Raw genomic sequence first — 17,964 nt, 5'->3', positions numbered from 1 at the left:
GTATGTATCCTCAACTTTGGGCGGCGACAGGTGTTCCCTTTGCTGAATTAGTCCATCAATTAATCCAATTTGCCTTAGAACGCGATTCAGAAACGAAACGAAACTGAATTCCTCCAAGATGGCTTGCATAAATCGCAATTTGCATTTATAATTCCTTTATTCCCTTGTTCCAATACGCTGTATTGGAATCCCCGTCGGAGGCTCTGCCTCCGACCCCCCCCTGTAAAGTTAATGCAGAAAAAGATTAACTCATCGGTCTTGAATAACAGGGACGGCAGGGAGAACCCATACAAACTTGGTCAGAAGGCATACTTTTAAAGACACTGCTGCGAGCCCCAATCACTGCATTAGTTCCAATTTTAACTCCAGGGCCAACAAAGCAATCCGTAGCAACCCAAGCTCCATCTTCAAGAATAATCGGAGCCGTTTCTAATTTAAAGTCCGGTGTTTTAATATCATGAGTTCCGGTACATAAATAAGTTTTTTGAGAGATAACGCAATGTTCACCAACTGTAATTTGATCTAAACTATAAAAAACAACATCATCTCCAATCCAACTGTAATCTCCAATAGTGACTTTCCAAGGATAGGTAAATCGCGCTGTTGGACGAATAATCACTCCTTGACCAATTTTAGCGCCAAATAACCGTAAAATTTGACAGCGAATTCCATTCAAAGGATGTAACGTTAAGGGAAATATCACTCCTTGAACCAACCACCAAAATAACACAAACCAACCGGGTTTTCCTCGATCAAAATCCGACTGGTCATATTTCCTTAAGTCTACAAACGTTATTTTTTCCATTCTTCCAATCCCCAAAAGTTAGTGCAGTCATTGGTTTAAATCAATGAGTTTGGGTGGGGATACCCCACCCCTACGGATCAAATTAATTGGGAGTCACAGAAGGTTCAACTGGGGATTGATTGGGTTTAGGGGTAACATTTAATTGTCCGCCAAACTTACGCAATTCAAATAATTTAACCCCAATTTGATATTCATATTGGCTTAAAAGGCGACCATAGATATATCCCGCTTTTCCATCTAAAAATCCCAATTGGATAAAATAGAATAAAATAAATCGCAACAAAGGTTTAAACGGTAATCTGACCCAAATTTTCTTTAAAAATCGTTTGCGTTTAACTGAATCACCAAACAGACTCGCCCCAATGGTTTTACTATCATCAGCACCCGTTAAAAGATTATAATAAACTCTTGCTTCCCAATTAGAATAACGGTTATGGCGTTCAATCCAGTGGAATAAATCTCGGAAATCTTCATGAAGCATATCCTCTTTAAGATATCCCACTTTCCCCGATGATATGACAACGTGCTCGTGAACTTCATTATCTCCCGTATTGGGAACATCTTCCGTTTTTAAGTTTTCATAGCGTCCCAATTTATGTTTAAATAAACGCAAGTTCCAGTCAGGATATTTGCCTCCGTGACGAATCCAAGTGCCTAAAAAGAACACCCGACGATTAATATAATATCCCGTGTATTCTGGGTTTTTAATCACTTCAGCAATTTCATCCCAAGATTCAGACGTAATTCGTTCATCACAATCAACAATTAAAACCCATTCATTTCTAAAGGGTAAATTTTCTAACGACCAATTTTTTTTCTTCGGCCATCCGCCTTTAAAATAGAATTGAACCACTTTGGCTCCATAACTTTCAGCAATTTCGACACTGCGATCGCTACTTTGGGAATCAACAACAAAAATCTCATCGGCTCTAGCAACACTCGCTAAACAAGCAGGTAAATTGGCTTGTTCATTTCGAGCCGGAATTAACACAGAAACAGGAAGTTTAGATAAGTTAGAAGTCATGGTTAAACTTAACAATAAATCAAAGGATTTCTACGAGGTATAAATTCACCATTCCCAATTGCAGTTATTGCGGGTGATTCCCTCGTGGAGAGGTAGAACCAACTAAACCGGAAATGGCAGCAATGAGATAGCCAATTTGACCGTAAGCATACACGAAATTATCAAATCGTAAGGCAGGATTCCCAAAATATTTAATACTTTTGTACAATCCTCGCAGAATGCGTTCTCCTCCGCGTCCGAGTTGGACAATTCCATCTTGTCCCGCTAATTGTTCGCGATAACATTCGCTAATTCCTTGCCACCATCCTCGTTCCATAAACCAAGATCGGTTCACCCGTTCCGGTGCAACATGATGGGCGACCAACGCTTCAGGAATATAGGCAACTTGCCAACCTTCTTGGAGTGCGAGTTCAGTCATCTGCAATTCTTCATTGGATAATAATCGTTTTCCCACCCGACCTAAATTAATATCAAAACCGCCAATTTTTTCTAAAAAGCTGCGACGAATCGAGTAATTTAATCCTCTCGGCGTCAAACCTGAATTGTTAATGTCTACCCACTGCTCCCCTAAATTATATGCACCCAAATTTCCGGCTAAATTATCAGATAACCAGGGGGGAGAAGTGATTCCTTCCGGCCAAATCAAAGTCACTTTGCCCCCAGCAATAGCGAGTTTCGGATGATTTTCATAAGCTGAATATAACACCCTTAACCATTGAGGTGTGGCAATCGCATCGTCATCTAAATAAGCAAGAATCGAACTTTGAGCAATTTTTGCCCCCGTATTCCGGGCCACCGATAAACCTGTAATCGGTTCATAAATATATCGCAATTTGGCATGGGGAAGACGAGCTTCAACGACTTGGCGAGTTCCATCGGTGGAAGCATTATCAACCACAATCACTTCAAACTCAGCGAAATCCTGTTGCAGCAAACTATCAATCGCTAACCCTAAATATTGTTCTCGATTGTAGGTACAAATAATTGCAGAAATAAGCGGTTGTGACATCCCTAAGACTCCATACTTGACAGTCAACCGTCAACCGCCAACCATCAACTAAGTTAACAATTGGGAGATGGCTTTGACTAAATGTTCTGGTTCAATCGGTTTAGAAAGATACTGCTGAAATCCTGCCGCTAACGCCCGACGTTGATTAAATTCTCCGGCGTATGCGGTTAATGCGATCGCCGGAATTTGTCCCCCAACTTCTAAAGGACGTTGGCGAATCTTGTGCATTAACATATAACCATCCATACCGGGCATTCCGATATCACAAATCAGCATCAGAGGTTGAAAATCCTCCCAAACTTGTAGAGCTTCCCTGGCAGAAGATGTTGTTAAGAGTTTAGCTCCTAGAGGTTCTAAGATGACTTGAATTAAGTCTCGCATATCCTCATCATCATCTACCACTAAAATTCGCATTCCCTCTAAATTAACCGTTGCTGGTGTCTCCTCAACCGTAGCACAGCATTCACAACCATTTTCCATCACCGGGAGACGCACCGTAAAGGTCGTCCCGAATCCTTCCCCTGGACTTTCGACGCTGACCGTTCCGCCATGAAGTTCACACAAATGACGGACAATGGCTAATCCTAAACCCAAACCGCCAAATTGACGAGTGGTGCTGCTATCTTCCTGACGAAAACAATCAAAAACTAAGGGTAAAAAATGGCGATTAATTCCTCGGCCATTATCTTCAACTTGGATTTCGACTTGATGATCAACTTGCTGTAAACGCACTTGTATCCATCCGCCTTCCGGTGTGAATTTCACCGCATTAGAGAGCAGATTCCAGATCACTTGTTGTAATCGTCCTCCGTCTCCCCAGACTAAACCAATCTGGGGAGAAAATACTGTTTTTAGGGTAATATTTTTCGCTTCTGCGGCTAATCGTACCGTCTCTAAGGCAGCTTCGATAGTTTCAGGGACAGAAACCGTAGCAACATTTAACGCCATTTTCCCCCGTAAAATTCGGGAAATATCTAATAAATCCTCAATCAGTTGAGCTTGTAATTTGGCATTGCGTTCAATGGTATCTAATGCTCGGTTGGTGGTGGAGGGATCAAAGGTTCGTGAACGCAGTAACTTTGTCCAGCCTAAAATCGGATTTAAGGGCGATCGCAATTCATGGGACAAAACCGCCAGAAATTCATCTTTAATGCGATTCGCATCTTGAGCTTGTTGATAGAGTTGAATATTATCTAAAGCTAAAGCCGCCCGATCAGCTAATTCTTCAGCAAAGGTTAAATCAGCATCGCTATAATGACGATGGGATTGGGCTGTTAAACAAAATGTCACCGCCCCTAATTTGCGATCTCTTGCGATTAACGGAACGGATATCCAAGAAGTCGGGGCGACGGTATGGAGAAAATCAACTTGTTCAGGAACCGTTGTGATGGTTTTGATCCAATCCGAATCAACCTGGGGCAATAATACAGACTGACCCTGGCTTAAAACTTGAGCAATGGGATGATGAGAATTCAGCATCAGAGTCCAATTTTGACGCTGACTCAGTTGTTGATGTTTGCTAGAATCTCGATGATAAACGGCTAAGCGTCGTAAACTGCCATCACTTCCAGCCACATCAAAGAAACAACAATCCGCAATGGTGGGAACCAATAATTGGGCTAAGTTCATTAAAGTCGTCCGAGAATTTAATGAACTGACTAAGACTGAACTCGCCTCTGCTAAAACTTGTTCCGACTGTTCTGCCCGTTTGCGGGCGGTTAAATCCATCACGGTCATCCCCACGCCTAAAACGTCACCATTGGGTAAACCGACGGGATAATAACTGACTAAACTATATTGATAGCTTTTTAAGCTGGGGATTTCCAGATTCAGAGGTTGATTTAAGATGGGTTTTTGAGTTTCAATCACCTGGCGTAATAAAGGTGTCATTTGATTCGCCCATTCCGGTAAAACCGTCGCTAAAGATTGCCCAATTAACTGACTTAAGGGAACACCCTGAATCATGGCTAAAGCTTCGTTGGCGTGCAGATAACGTAAATCATGATCGAGGAAGGCAAGTCCAACCGGAGAACTGGATAACAACGCTTGTAATAACGTTTCACTGCGATATAACGCGAGTTCAATCTGTTTACGTTCGGTAATATTAACAGCGGCGCAGGTCACACCCACCACTTGCTCCCGTTCATTGAACAAGGGTTCTACAGTTAAATCAAAACAGAAACTTTGTCCTTGCTGATTGACCCAAACTTCCTCACGGGTTCCAATTCCAGTATTTAAAACCTGACTTTTAATTTGAGTTAATTTTTCAGCATCTTTAGTATTCAATAAATCGGTTTCTAATAATCCAATAATGGCTTGATCGGGGGGATATTTTTGTTGAGGACAATTGTAAATCCAGGTATAACGTAAATCTGGGTCTTGACTAAAAACGGTAACGGGAGAATTTTTCAAAGCGACTCGTAAGCGTTCTTCCGTTAAACGCCATTTTGCTTCCGAAAGTTGTTGTTTGCGTTGGGTAATCTCTTGAAAATAAAGCGTGAATCCTTCTGAACCCGGATAAGCTTTAAATTCTAACCAAATTTGTTTTGAATCATAGAAGGTTTCCCAGGCGAGAGTTTGGGATTGGGTTTTCACCTGTTGTAAAGGAGGTGCCAGAAACGGTAGAATTTCCCAGAGGATTTGGCCTTTTAAACTTGAAGGGGAAAGGTTGAGAATTTGGGTTGTTGCAGGATTGAAGTAGAGGCAGTGTCCCTGGTGATCGAGGATCATAAACCCATCCGTAATTTGATCGAGAATCTTCATGACATCCACTGTCACAGGTTGAGTTTCCGTGAGTTTTGGGGTCATAGCCGTCATACCAATGGTTTTTTTCTGGCGTTTTTGACGTTGCCAAATTTTCGGGGTTAACGGTTCTGTGACGTCGGTTTTTCCTTGGGGAGACGGGGAAACAACCGATGGTGAAGTCTCCATCATCGTGATCAACACACCCCCCATGTCCCCCATTTCAGTCCAAACTGGACTATAAAAAACGGTAAAATCTGATTTTTCCCAATCAGAATTCTGGGTCTGTTTTAACAGTGACAGTGACGGATGCCATTGAGGTTGACCCGTTTGCCACACTTGTTGAATCGTTACACTCAGTTTATCCCAAAGCATCGACCGATAAACCCGTGCCGATTGTCCCAAGGTTCTGGGATGCTGGTGAGGTTTCAATAAACAACTGTAAGCAGGATTATAAATTTGAATCCAGTCCTGTCCCCAGATTAACAACATGGGAGCATCGGACTTTAACAACATTCTAATGGCTGTACAGAGGCTTCCCGACCAGGTTTCCATTGTTCCTAGGGGGTTTTGTGACCAATTGTAGGTCGAAATCAAAGCCCCGATTTCCCCACTACTCAATAAGACATCCTCTAGGTCAGAGGCTGAGGAACAATATTCAGGGTTAGCATTCGGTTGGCTCAAAGATGGTGTCATTCTAAGTTCGTTGCAAAACGGTATGTTTTGGGAAAGCAATAATCGGTCAAGAAAGTAGAGGGAATTAAAGTCATAACAGGTTAGGAAATAAAATGAAACATAGATTAGATTTGAGGGTTCACCGATTGAACATCCCCCTATAGAAAGAAAAATAAAATTAATTGCCCCTATTTTTCGTCTCTCCTAGGATAGAAATTGTTGAAAATTGCCTTCTAATTTTGAATTAGCTTAAAGGTCTAATTTGATCTTAGGTTCTCTCAAAAGATAGATTGAATCTGGGTCAGAATTGGGAGTATAACCAGAGAAGGTTCCGTTCGGAAGTTGAAGGTGGGGATCACGATGTTATCAAAGCAGTGCTCACCATTGAGTATTGAGAAATAATTGACCATGAATCATTGCAGAAGTGATTCAAACGGCGTTAGAATTATGATTTCGATTGATGAGAACTAACTCGACTTAATAACCATAAACTGACGGTTATTCCTGCTAATTCGGCTGCCATAGCATTAACCATAGCTTGCATGGCAATCAAATTAAATGGGGTAATAATAGAACCTGCATTTAAAACAGTTGTCCCTGGAACTGGACTTAGAATTTTTGAGCCGCCTGGAGGTAAAGTTAAGACTCTATACAGTAAACTTCCAACAATTGAAAACCCGACTAAAATCACACAAGCCATCCCAATTAGATTAACCACAATTCCTAACCACAGAGCCTGAATTACCTCGGCTTTAGCAGGTCGTTGCTGAGGGTCTTCTAATTGATGACCAATTTGAGTATATCGGTGACACCAATACATTGTGAAAATCAACGCAAATAAACATCCATATCCCAAAACCAGACCGACGGCAGAAATTTGATTATTAGAAGGAGAAGCAGGTCTTAAAAATAGAACAAAAATTAACAAAAATATAGGAATGACTGCCAATACGGATTGTATCCAAAATCCAATCCAACCTAAACGCCGAAAATCCTGAGCAATTTCATGAATACTTGGAGACGCTGATTCATAATTTGTATAGGGATCAACCATCTTAATTCTCCTCAATTAATAAGTTAACGGTTAACTGGTACATCTAACTCTAGGACTGTATTACTATTCTATTCATGATCTGATCCTTCCTTCTCCTCTTTCTCAACTTTCACCTGTGCTACCGAGCTTTCTCTTCCCCATTGATCGAATAAATCATTCAGTAATAATTCTTCAATCCAGGTTTTACTAATCACCGTTAAAGGTAAGGCTAAAACCAAACCTAAAACCCCGAAAAAGCTTGCAAAAAAGAGTTGGGCTGTTAAGGTAATTGCAGGTAAAAGATTAACCTGTTTTTGCATGATCAAGGGACTAAACCAATAGCTTTCTAAGTTTTGAATAATAATGTATAAAATGATAACAGCTAAGGCTTTCCAAGGAGCTTCTAATAAAGCAACAGAAACCGGAAAAATCACACTAGCAGTCGGCCCAATGTTGGGAACAAAGTTAAACACCCCCGCTAACAAAGCATGGGCAAAAACAAAGGGAACTCCTAAAATTAGTAAGCCAACCGCACTCAAAACCGCAACAAAGGTGGAGGTAATCACAATACCCCCCATCCATTGCAATAAGGTCGTTTCACATTTTGATAAAATAATATCAGCCCGATGTCGATAAAAGGAGGGAAATAAACGCACGAATCCTTGACGATAGGAACGGGGTTCTGCCAAGAACATCAAAGCAAAGATTAAGACTAAGAGAAATTGTAAAACGTTGGTAATGGAATTGGAGAAAAATGCAAAGAAATTACCCAAAAGTTGTTGAGCAAGTGGCCCAAATTGTTGGGCAATTTGAGTAATATTTGGAACTTCAACATCTAATTTAGGAGACCAACTGGGGGGATTTTCAATCAGTTGGTTAACCCAAAACCGAAATTTGTCATACCCGACTGGAAGGAGTTTGAGAAGTTCTTGAAACTGGTCTAAAAAGGGTGGCAAAACTACACTGACTAACACGACTCCAAAGATAGCAATTAAGCTTAAGGCGAGAAGAACTGCCCACCCTCGTTGCAAACCCAAACGTTGGATTTGACGCACTAAACTATTCATAGCAATCGACAGAACAACGGAGGTAAATAAAAGCAGTAAAATCTGTCGAAACTGCCATAAAATAATCAGGGCAATAATTAAACAAAGGAAGCCGATCCAATCTACCAGTTTCAAAATGTTAACTCCTGTTTCAAACCCTCAAGAATAAGGCACAAAGCCCCCGTGCTTTAGCCGGAGATATGGAAAAGGCTAAACTTAAATAGTAAACCCATCCAAGAAGGAAGATTTTAGACCTTTTTTCTCAGGAAAGGTTAGAAACGACAATTATAGCCAATATGCTACAGCCTCAACGTTTGAATTGGGAATGTTGTGAGACCAGAACAATTCATTCTGATGCCGTCAGAGTCGTTGCCATCAGTTGCGATGGTAAATTTCTGGCGAGTCGCAGTGATGATACGACCTTGCAACTGTCCAACCTAGAAACTCTCTCTGAACCCATCATACTCGCCCATAACCTTGGACGAGAATATCCCGGCTATGCCTTAGCCTTCAGTCCAAATTCTCCCATGCTGGCGGTTGAATCTGACAAAAATATTCAACTTTGGGATGTTCTCAGCCATCAAAGCCGGGTGTTGGACTTGGGGTTATCGGTACCGATTTGTTCCCTAGCTTTTAGCCCCAATGGTAAACTTCTGGCTGCGGGAAGTTTTGATGGGGTGATTGGGTTTTGGGATTTAACTTGTGATCAACGGCTTCAGGTGTTGAAAGCACATTCTTTTCCCATTTGGTCTTTAGCTTTTAGTCCTGATAGTTTGTTTTTAGCCAGTGGAAGTGGCGACGGAACCGTAGGATTATGGAGTTTAGATGGCCAACATTCTGATGCTTTGTTGGTTGGTCATTCGTTTCCGATTTGGTCAGTGGCTTTTAGTCCCGATGGTTTAACTTTAGCCAGTGGAAGTGAAGATCAAACGATTAAACTTTGGTGGCTGGAAATTGGTCAGGAATTAGCAACATTAGTGGGTCATTCCGGTGCGGTCAAATCCTTGGCTTTTTCTCCTGACAGTCAAATTTTAGTCAGTGGAAGTCAGGATCAAACATTGCGGCTGTGGCAAATTAGCTCAAGTTTACAAGTTGGAACATTATTAGAACCCATTGATATTTTGATCGCTCATCAAGATTCTGTTGAGACAGTGGCTTACAGTCCTTCCGAACCTTTAATGATTAGTGGAAGTAGGGATCAAACCATTAAAATATGGCGACTTGCGAGTTGAAAACAAGGTTTGAGTGCTGCTGTTTAAAGATCAACCTTGATCTGGGGATCTGACCAATATCTTCCTAAACAGCGTTTCACCCCTCCCCTCTCCCTCTTTTACAAGGATAGGGGAGAAGCATTTTAAACCTTAATTTTGAATAACCGTTAACCCATTTAAGGAGTCGAAATACTAGCAATGGAGCATCATGAATTGACCCCTGAAGCTAATTTTCAGTTATCATCCCAGACGGTTCATGTTTGGCACACCAACTTGAAGCGATCGCCTCAATCCTTACAATTTTATCAAACTCTTCTTTCCTCTGATGAACAAAAACGGGCAGAACGCTTTAAATTTGAAAAAGATCAACAAGCTTTTATCATTGCACGGGGAACCTTAAGAAAAATTCTTAGCCACTATTTAAACCTTCGACCCGAACAAATTAAATTTAAGTATAGTTCTAAAGGAAAACCCAGTTTAGATTTTAATCCGTTACCCCTGCATTTTAATTTGTCTCATGCTCATGGAAAAGCCATTTATGCGATCGCCTTGGAAAAAAATCTAGGAGTTGATATTGAATTTATTCGTGAAATTGAAGTTCTCTCTTTAGCCCAACGGTTTTTCTGTCATTCTGAATATCAATGGTTAAATGCTTTACCTTTAGACCAGCAAAAGTTAGCATTTTTTCGCCTCTGGACGTGCAAAGAAGCGTATTTAAAAGCAACCGGAGAAGGTTTAGTCGGGTTACAGGATATTGAAATTCAAACGCCTCTAGGTTCATCTCCACAAATTTTAAATATTTCTCAAAATTGGAGGTTACAAACGATTAAAACCGCAGAGAATTATGTAGCTACCTTAGCTATTGAGGGGATTCATTATGAGTTTAAAAATTGGCAATGGATTGAGGAATAATTGTTGAGTCTCGGATTCATCATGACAATATTGTATGAAAAAGGGTAAATCATTCGGTTACAAAGCATAGAATTTGACTGCTCCATTGAACAATGATATGAAGGGATTACTTAGGAAACAAAGTCAACTTTTTCTGTTGTTGAATCGGAATCTCAATAATAAATTCTGATCCTTCTTTAACTTTAGACACACACTTTAACTGACCGTGATGTCTTTCTACAATAATTTGATAGCTAATGGCTAAGCCTAAACCTGTTCCTTTTCCAACAGGTTTGGTTGTAAAGAAGGGATCAAATAATTTATTTTGAATGGCTTCAGTCATTCCAACACCATTATCAGAAATACGGATCATCACCTGTTCATTTTGAATCACTGCTGTTGTAATCGTAATTTGAGGTTGCCAAGAATGGAAGGGATTGACCGTTATTTCCTCCTCAGAATAGGCATAAAAAAGATCTTCATATTGAGCTAATTTTCGCTCATAAACTGCATCAATGGCGTTGGTTATTAAATTCATAAATACTTGATTGATTTGACCAGCATAGCATTCCACTAAGGGTAAATTTCCATAGTGTTTAATGATCTGAATCTTTTCTTGTCCGCCTGCTTCGGATAAGCGATTTTGCAAAATTAATAATGTATTATCTAAACCTTCATGTAAATTAACTTTTTTAACAGATGATTCATCTAACCGAGAAAAATTACGCAAAGATAAAACAATTTGTTGAATTCGACTCGCCCCAGCTTTCATCGAATTTAAAAGTTTAGGTAAATCCTGTCTCAAAAATTCTAAGTCAATGGTTTCAATCGCCTGTTGAATCTCTGGGTTGGGTTCAGAATAAGCTTGTTGATACCGTTCAACTAAAGTTAATAAATCCTCCATATATTGGGTCGCATAATTAACATTTCCATAAATAAAATTAATCGGATTATTAATTTCATGGGCGACACCTGCGACTAATTGACCTAAAGAAGACATCTTTTCCGTTTGAATTAAATGGGCTTGAGTTTGTTGTAATTTCTTTAAGGTTGTTTCTAATTCTAAGGTTTGAGCTTTGGCTAACGCTGCGGCTTCACGGGTTTGGTTATAAAGTTGAGCTTGATTAATTGCGATCGCCACTTGCGCCGTTACCGCCTGTAATAATTCAACTTCAGAATCAGTCCAACACCGAGGTTCATAATGATTTCCACAAATTAAAACACCAATTTCTCCCATTTGAGTTTGGATGGGAAGAGACAGTACAGATAATAAACCAAACTTTAGTAAAAATGATTGACTTTGAGAATCAGGAAGATGATCAATATGATCAATTCGTCCCATTTGTAAATGCAGATATTTTTCAGACCAAATTCCCACTTCTTCTAAAGAATAACGACCAATCAGATCAGGAATTGCTGGATCTTTAGCTTCCGCGACGATTTCCCAATAAGCCGGACTAGAATAAGATTGAGATAAGTTAGAGTAAGCTGAATTCAAACTTATTTCTTCATGACGATACCAACAAAAATAACAGCGATCAACCTTCATCAACTCCCAAACTTGCAAAACCGTTGTTTCTAAAATTGTTTTTAAATCTAAAGAATTGCGAATTTGATTGGCTAAATGGTTAATCAGTTTTTCCTGTTGGGCGAGTTGTCGAAATCGAGCTTCAGATTTTGCTAATAATTCTTCAGCTAATTTCCGTTCTGTAATATCTTCATAAGTTCCTAAGATTCCAACTACATTTCCTTCTAAATCATGAAGGGGAATTTTATTAGTCTCTATCCAACATTGTTGACCCTCAGCCGTTATGAATGTTTCAATAATTCGATAACGAGGCGTATTTTCTGCCATCACTTCTTGATCAATTCTTCGATAATATTCAATTTCTTCTAACCTCCAATGTAAATCATAATCTGTTTTTCCGATTAACTCTTCAGGAGACTGAAATCCCGCATCTAAAGCCACCTGTAAATTACATCCTTGATACACAGAATTACGATCTTTCCAAAAAATTCGTTGGGGAATGGTATCCATAATCAGTTTGAGCATTTGTTGGGATTGTTGCAGTGCTTCTTCTACCCGTTTACGATCATTAATATCAGTAATTGTACCAATATATCCTGTCACTTTTCCCCAGGGATCTTTCAGAGGAACCGCTTGACCTAATACCCAAATTCCGCTTTGATCGAGGGAATTTAAACGATATTCTGAAGAAAAGGGTTGTTGATTTTGAATCGCATTTAACCATTCTTTAACTAATCGTTCTCGATCATCCGGGTAAATGCCATCAACCCAACCTTGATTTAAGACATCTGATAGGTTCTGTCCCGTAATTTGACATCCATATTTATTTACATATAAACACCGTCCCGTTGCATCGGTTTCAAATAAACCCACCGGACAAGCTTGCATTAAGGTTTGATAATATTGCTGACTCGAATTTAAAACTTGATTAATTTCTTCCAGTTCTTGAGGACTGCGAAGTTGTAACAATTTAGGCATTAAAGGAATAACCGTAAAAGTGGTTAAAATTGAAATTAAAGCCGTCATTGCTTTGAATCCCCCTGATAAACCATAGAAAGGATACCAAAGACTTAAAATCTCTATTAAATGGTTTAATCCACAGAAAAAAAACAACCCAACGAATAGGAGAAAAACCTGGGAAACGGGTAAATTTTTGTGTTGATGCCCAAAATAAATCAAGGCGATGGGAATCGAAAAAAAAGACAGTGCAATCAACACATCAGAAACCAGATGAACCCCTATAAATTGAGACTGCCACAGGTAGAAAAAACCATGAGGCATCCCTGAAACTATTGCAACCAATTGTTGTGAAATCATCCCGGTCAAGTTCATGAAAATTTTGAATTTTATTCACTCAGAAAGACACGATAAAATATTTAATTTAGCTTCAAAAAAAAGCAGAATTAATAATTGATAATCAACTCAACAGTAACGGGTGATGATCCTGTATAGAGCAAAAAACCGCTTTAGCCTCTATAATAGTAAGTTTGATACAATTCCCCGATTTAGGCTTCAGTATGACCACAGAACTCCAAACTGAAATTCAAGCGGAGGTTGAACGACGTCGCAACTTTGCGATTATTTCTCACCCTGATGCTGGAAAAACCACCCTGACTGAAAAATTACTCCTCTACGGAGGTGCAATTCATGAAGCAGGGGCGGTTAAAGTACGGAAGGCTCAACGTCATGCAACCTCAGACTGGATGGCAATGGAGCAGCAACGGGGAATTTCGATTACCTCAACCGTTTTGCAGTTTGAGTATAACAATTGTCAGATTAATCTGCTAGATACACCCGGACACCAAGATTTTAGTGAAGATACCTATCGTACCTTAGCTGCGGCTGATAATGCGGTAATGTTAGAAGATGCGGCGAAGGGATTAGAACCGCAAACTCGCAAACTGTTTGAAGTTTGTAAAATGCGGAGTTTGCCGATTTTTACCTTTATTAATAAAATGGATCGTCCGGGTCGAGAACCCTTAGAATTACTAGATGAAATTGAGAAAGAATTAGAGTTAAAAACCTATCCGGTTAATTGGCCAATTGGCATGGGCGATCGCTTTAAAGGAGTGTATGATCGACGTCAAAAACAAATTCATTTATTTGAACGCAGTGCCCATGGCAGTCGAGAAGCGTTAGATACGGTTTTAAATTTAGGTGATCCCCGCATTGAAGATTTCTTAGAGCCGGATCTTTATTATCAATTAAAAGAAGAATTAGAACTCCTTGAAGAATTGGGTTCAGAATTAGATTTACAGCAAATTCATGCTGGCAAAATGACCCCGGTTTTCTTCGGAAGTGCGATGACGAATTTTGGGGTGCAATTGTTCTTAGATTCCTTCTTAGAATATGCCTTAAAACCCGGTTATCACCTGAGTACAGCCGGAGATATGCCCCCAGAATATCCTGAATTTACAGGCTTTGTTTTTAAGCTACAAGCTAATATGGATGCCAAGCATCGAGATCGGGTGGCTTTTGTGCGAGTGTGTACCGGAAAATTTGAAAAGGATATGACCGTTAATCATGCTCGCACGGGAAAAGTGATCCGTCTTTCTCGTCCGCAAAAATTATTTGCTCAAGAACGACAATCGATTGAAATTGCCTATCCTGGGGATGTAATTGGATTAAATAATCCGGGGGTTTTTGCCATTGGCGATACGATTTATATGGGTCAAAAATTAGAATATGAAGGGATTCCTTGTTTCAGTCCTGAATTATTTGCCTATTTGAAAAATCCTAATCCTTCTAAGTTTAAACAATTCCATAAAGGGGTTTTGGAATTGCGGGAAGAAGGAGCGATACAAATTATGTTTTCCGCCGATGAATCGAAACGTGATCCGATTTTAGCGGCTGTAGGTCAACTGCAATTTGAAGTCGTTCAATTTAGGCTTAAAAATGAATATGGGGTGGAAACGTTATTAGAGCCTTTACCTTATAGTATTGCTCGTTGGGTGACAGGCGGTTGGGAGGTTTTAAACCAAATCGGACGAATTTTTAATGCCGCTATTGTTAAAGATAGTTGGAATCGTCCGGTGTTATTGTTTAAAAATGAATGGAATTGTCGTCAAGCTGAAGGAGATCATCCCGCTTTAAAACTCAGTTCAATTGCTCCTGTTGTTTCCGTTCAAAATTTTGCATCGGAAGAGGAAGAATAAGATCAGTGGAACAGGCATCTTGCCTGTTATTGATTGCTGGTTATTGCCTGTTCCGATCCGAGAATGAACTTTTTTATTGATCTTTTTTTGACACAAAACGAGGCACAGTATCAAGTTTGATCAATTAAGCATCCGGTTCAGATTTTGATTCACCAAATAAAGTATTATAGGTAAAAGCAGCAGCAATTCCTCCTACAATGGGAGCCACCCAAAATAACCATAATTGCTGAATTGCCCAACCCCCCACAAATAATGCGGGGCCAGTGCTCCGGGCTGGATTAACAGAAACATTCGTAACCGGAATTCCGATTAAGTGAATTAAGGTTAATCCTAAACCAATGGCAATGGGGGCAAATCCTTGAGGTGCACGGCGATCTGTTGATCCCATAATCACCATTAAGAACATAAAGGTTAAGACAATTTCATGCAGCAATGCGGGAAATAATCCGTAACCGCCCGGAGAATGTTCGCCATATCCATTGCTTGCAAAGGGGTTAGAACCACTTTTAAACGCTACTGGATCAAATCCAGCTTTTCCACTGACAATTAAATACAGCACTAAAGATGCGACAATAGCTCCAGCCACTTGAGCCACAATATACAAAGCTAAGTCTTTGCCTCCAGAGAAGCGTTTACCTGCCCATAATCCGAAGGAAACCGCCGGATTAAGATGGCAACCGGAAATATGACCAATGGCATAGGCCATGGTTAAAACGGTTAACCCAAAGGCAAAGGCAACCCCAGTAAATCCAATCCCCAGGGGATTAGTCGTGGCATCTGGAAATGCAGCCGCAAAAACAGCAGCCCCACATCCTCCAAAAACGAGCCAAAATGTTCCAATAAATTCTGCAAGACAACGCTTAGTCAGTGGCATGATTTAACCTCTTAAAGACAACCTAGCGAAGCATCTATCTTAAAATAGATATTTGTCAATGCCACCTATCATAAGGTTTAAATATCTAGGTCTTCTATGTAGCAAACTCAACAAAAATTAATCAAACATTAAATAAATTTAAAGAAAAGATTAAAAAATCCTTATTTTTCTAAAAATTCAGTTATAGTGCTACGCGCAAGGGAACAGGGAACAGCTTAACTGGGAACAGTAAGAATTGAAAGGGTTTTAGAGTTTAAAAATGTCCTAACCGTCATCCGTAGCGCTATATTGTGGATGGATTTACCCTTAATTAACTTTTTTAAATATAGGGGGGTGAATCAGTTTAGCTGACTCACCCCCTATCGAATGTAAATTTTACCGAATTTAGGACACTAGAACTTGAGTTGAAAGTTGGGCTTTTTGAGCTTTATATTCGGCTAACTGTCGTTCAATTTCTGTTTTAACAATTTGCCGATATTCTAAGAAATGTTCATTATGGGCGCATAAGGTTAAATAATGTTCCCAAACCCCAGGATTTTGTTTGATAATGCTGAACAAATATAACCAAAATTTCCATCGAGTTTTCCGTTTAAATCCTTGTCGCCAAATCACAATTGCTAAGGCTTTTAAATCAACTAAACTGGGAAATTTAGCGGGAGGATGACATTGAGGTGCACCTAATTTTAAGAAACAGCGATAAGTTCGTTCTAAATACCGTTCAGGATCATAAAGTTGCCAGAAGGTTTCAATATATTCTTCGGCAATTTCTTCAACGGGACGAGTCGGAATAAAGTTAATTAAGGTGGTTTGGTTAATATCAAACTTTTTGGGATTAATTAACCGTCCTTCTGTTTCTAAACGATTCCATAACGCCGTATTCGGTAAGGCTTGTAACATACTAAATAAAGCAGTCGGAATGGCGGCTTGTTCTACAAAGTCAATAATTCGAGAACCTGCACCCGGTTTTTCCCCATCAAACCCTAAAATAAATCCTGCCATTGGACGTAACCCCGCGCGGATAATTTTATCAACGGCTTCTAATAAGGGACTGCGGTTATTTTGATATTTTTTGGTGAGTTCTAAACTACTGGTATCGGGGGTTTCAATCCCTAAAAACACCGCATCAAAATTACATTGTACCATCAATTCCATTAATTCGGCATCATCGGCTAAGTCTACAGAAGCTTCTGTATTAAACCGGAAGGGATATTGATGTTCGGCTTGCCAAACTTTCAGGGCTTTTAACAATAACTTGACATTGCGTTTATTGCCAATAAAATTATCATCCACCATGAACACGCCCCGTCGCCATCCCAGTTCATAGAGATAATCTAATTCCTTTAATAATTGTTCAGGGGTTTTGGTGCGGGGTTTTCGACCATACAATACAATAATGTCGCAGAATTCACATTGAAACGGACATCCTCGTGAAAACTGCACGGACATGGAATCATAAGCGTCTAATTCTAATAAGTCATAACGGGGAATTGGAGTTGAGGTAACATCGGGTTTTTCGGTTGTTCTAAATACCCCGGAAGTTTCGCCTCTCTCAATGGCTTCAACAAACAAAGGAAGGGTGATTTCTCCTTCATCTAAAATCAGAAAATCTGCCCCAGCACTTTCAATTTCATGGGGAACAGACGTGGGGTAGGGGCCACCAACTGCGACTAATTTTCCGCGTTTTTTTGCTTCTTGAATTTGAGCGATAAAATCCGATTTCTGGACAATCATTCCCGAAAGAATGACTAATTCTGCCCAGTTCCATTCCGCTTCTGTTACAGTCGTAATATTGCGATCAACCAGTTTAAATTCCCAAGTTTGAGGCAATATGGCTGCGACGGTGATTAATCCCAAGGGGGGTAATAAGACTTTACGATTGACTAATTCAAGAATTTTTTCATACGACCAAAACGTAGGAGGAAATTCAGGATAAATTAATAATGTTTTCATGGAAAAAAGGGTAATTGTGAG

12 protein-coding genes are annotated in these 17,964 nt (G+C 39.8%); 3 read left to right on the top strand and 9 right to left on the bottom strand.

The window, feature by feature from the left end; all coding sequences use genetic code 11:
* Positions 1-244 precede the first annotated feature (244 nt).
* The 6 genes from hpsU to ACKPEB_RS13520 form a co-directional block, all read right to left on the bottom strand.
* Positions 245-805 (bottom strand): hormogonium polysaccharide biosynthesis acetyltransferase HpsU, encoded by a 561-nt coding sequence (gene hpsU / locus ACKPEB_RS13545; RefSeq protein ID WP_408965456.1) that lies wholly within the window; start codon positions 803-805, stop codon positions 245-247.
* An 82-nt stretch (positions 806-887) separates the two neighbouring features.
* Positions 888-1,829, bottom strand: coding sequence for a glycosyltransferase family 2 protein (locus ACKPEB_RS13540; RefSeq protein WP_408965455.1), 942 nt, complete (start codon positions 1,827-1,829; stop codon positions 888-890).
* 64 nt (positions 1,830-1,893) lie between these two features.
* Positions 1,894-2,838: a glycosyltransferase gene (locus ACKPEB_RS13535; RefSeq protein WP_408965454.1), complete on the bottom strand. Its 945-nt coding sequence runs from the start codon at positions 2,836-2,838 to the stop codon at positions 1,894-1,896.
* Positions 2,839-2,886: 48 nt separating this feature from the next.
* Complete coding sequence (locus ACKPEB_RS13530; protein ID WP_408965453.1) at positions 2,887-6,276, bottom strand: PAS domain-containing protein; 3,390 nt, start codon at positions 6,274-6,276, stop codon at positions 2,887-2,889.
* Between the two features lie 424 nt (positions 6,277-6,700).
* On the bottom strand, positions 6,701-7,309 hold the full coding sequence (locus tag ACKPEB_RS13525) for a DUF3611 family protein (protein WP_408965452.1): 609 nt from the start codon (positions 7,307-7,309) through the stop codon (positions 6,701-6,703).
* A gap of 68 nt (positions 7,310-7,377) precedes the next feature.
* Positions 7,378-8,469 carry an AI-2E family transporter gene (locus ACKPEB_RS13520; protein WP_408965451.1) on the bottom strand — a complete coding sequence of 364 codons (1,092 nt, stop codon included), beginning with the start codon at positions 8,467-8,469 and terminating at the stop codon, positions 7,378-7,380.
* A 161-nt stretch (positions 8,470-8,630) separates the two neighbouring features.
* On the opposite strand from ACKPEB_RS13520, the gene ACKPEB_RS13515 reads away from it, so the two are divergent.
* Together ACKPEB_RS13515 and ACKPEB_RS13510 are read left to right on the top strand one after the other, a co-directional pair.
* Entirely contained in the window at positions 8,631-9,566 is a 936-nt protein-coding gene (locus tag ACKPEB_RS13515) for a WD40 repeat domain-containing protein (RefSeq protein ID WP_408965450.1), read from the top strand.
* A gap of 177 nt (positions 9,567-9,743) precedes the next feature.
* Positions 9,744-10,457 (top strand): 4'-phosphopantetheinyl transferase family protein, encoded by a 714-nt coding sequence (locus tag ACKPEB_RS13510; protein ID WP_408965449.1) that lies wholly within the window; start codon positions 9,744-9,746, stop codon positions 10,455-10,457.
* Between the two features lie 106 nt (positions 10,458-10,563).
* Here the strand turns inward: ACKPEB_RS13510 and ACKPEB_RS13505 are convergent, their stop codons facing one another.
* The gene (locus ACKPEB_RS13505) at positions 10,564-13,245 is read right to left on the bottom strand and encodes a PAS domain S-box protein (protein ID WP_408965448.1); all 2,682 of its coding nucleotides are present in this window, start codon (positions 13,243-13,245) and stop codon (positions 10,564-10,566) included.
* 236 nt (positions 13,246-13,481) lie between these two features.
* Here ACKPEB_RS13505 and ACKPEB_RS13500 point away from each other — a divergent pair, with 236 nt between their 5' ends.
* Positions 13,482-15,119 (top strand): peptide chain release factor 3, encoded by a 1,638-nt coding sequence (locus ACKPEB_RS13500; RefSeq protein ID WP_408965447.1) that lies wholly within the window; start codon positions 13,482-13,484, stop codon positions 15,117-15,119.
* Positions 15,120-15,243: 124 nt separating this feature from the next.
* On the opposite strand, the gene aqpZ is transcribed toward ACKPEB_RS13500, so the two are convergent.
* Together aqpZ and ACKPEB_RS13490 are read right to left on the bottom strand one after the other, a co-directional pair.
* On the bottom strand, positions 15,244-15,993 hold the full coding sequence (gene aqpZ / locus ACKPEB_RS13495; protein WP_408965446.1) for an aquaporin Z: 750 nt from the start codon (positions 15,991-15,993) through the stop codon (positions 15,244-15,246).
* Positions 15,994-16,377: 384 nt separating this feature from the next.
* Complete coding sequence (locus tag ACKPEB_RS13490; protein ID WP_408965445.1) at positions 16,378-17,943, bottom strand: B12-binding domain-containing radical SAM protein; 1,566 nt, start codon at positions 17,941-17,943, stop codon at positions 16,378-16,380.
* Positions 17,944-17,964 lie beyond the last annotated feature (21 nt).

Source organism: Planktothrix sp. (assembly GCF_046067725.1).
In the GTDB taxonomy this organism is placed as follows: Bacteria; Cyanobacteriota; Cyanobacteriia; order Cyanobacteriales; family Microcoleaceae; genus Planktothrix.
The sequence above is the reverse complement of the archived record's forward strand: the minus strand, read 5'-3'. Positions and strand labels throughout refer to the sequence as shown.

What these genes read in the sequence shown, in the direction of transcription:
- ACKPEB_RS13515 (WP_408965450.1), top strand. Translation starts at nt 8,631, where the DNA reads ATGCTACAGCCTCAACGTTTGAATTGGGAATGTTGTGAGACCAGAACA.
- aqpZ (WP_408965446.1), bottom strand. Translation starts at nt 15,993, where the DNA reads ATGCCACTGACTAAGCGTTGTCTTGCAGAATTTATTGGAACATTTTGG.
- ACKPEB_RS13540 (WP_408965455.1), bottom strand. Translation starts at nt 1,829, where the DNA reads ATGACTTCTAACTTATCTAAACTTCCTGTTTCTGTGTTAATTCCGGCT.
- ACKPEB_RS13530 (WP_408965453.1), bottom strand. Translation starts at nt 6,276, where the DNA reads ATGACACCATCTTTGAGCCAACCGAATGCTAACCCTGAATATTGTTCC.
- ACKPEB_RS13525 (WP_408965452.1), bottom strand. Translation starts at nt 7,309, where the DNA reads ATGGTTGATCCCTATACAAATTATGAATCAGCGTCTCCAAGTATTCAT.
- hpsU (WP_408965456.1), bottom strand. Translation starts at nt 805, where the DNA reads ATGGAAAAAATAACGTTTGTAGACTTAAGGAAATATGACCAGTCGGAT.
- ACKPEB_RS13490 (WP_408965445.1), bottom strand. Translation starts at nt 17,943, where the DNA reads ATGAAAACATTATTAATTTATCCTGAATTTCCTCCTACGTTTTGGTCG.
- ACKPEB_RS13505 (WP_408965448.1), bottom strand. Translation starts at nt 13,245, where the DNA reads ATGCCTCATGGTTTTTTCTACCTGTGGCAGTCTCAATTTATAGGGGTT.
- ACKPEB_RS13535 (WP_408965454.1), bottom strand. Translation starts at nt 2,838, where the DNA reads ATGTCACAACCGCTTATTTCTGCAATTATTTGTACCTACAATCGAGAA.
- ACKPEB_RS13510 (WP_408965449.1), top strand. Translation starts at nt 9,744, where the DNA reads ATGGAGCATCATGAATTGACCCCTGAAGCTAATTTTCAGTTATCATCC.
- ACKPEB_RS13500 (WP_408965447.1), top strand. Translation starts at nt 13,482, where the DNA reads ATGACCACAGAACTCCAAACTGAAATTCAAGCGGAGGTTGAACGACGT.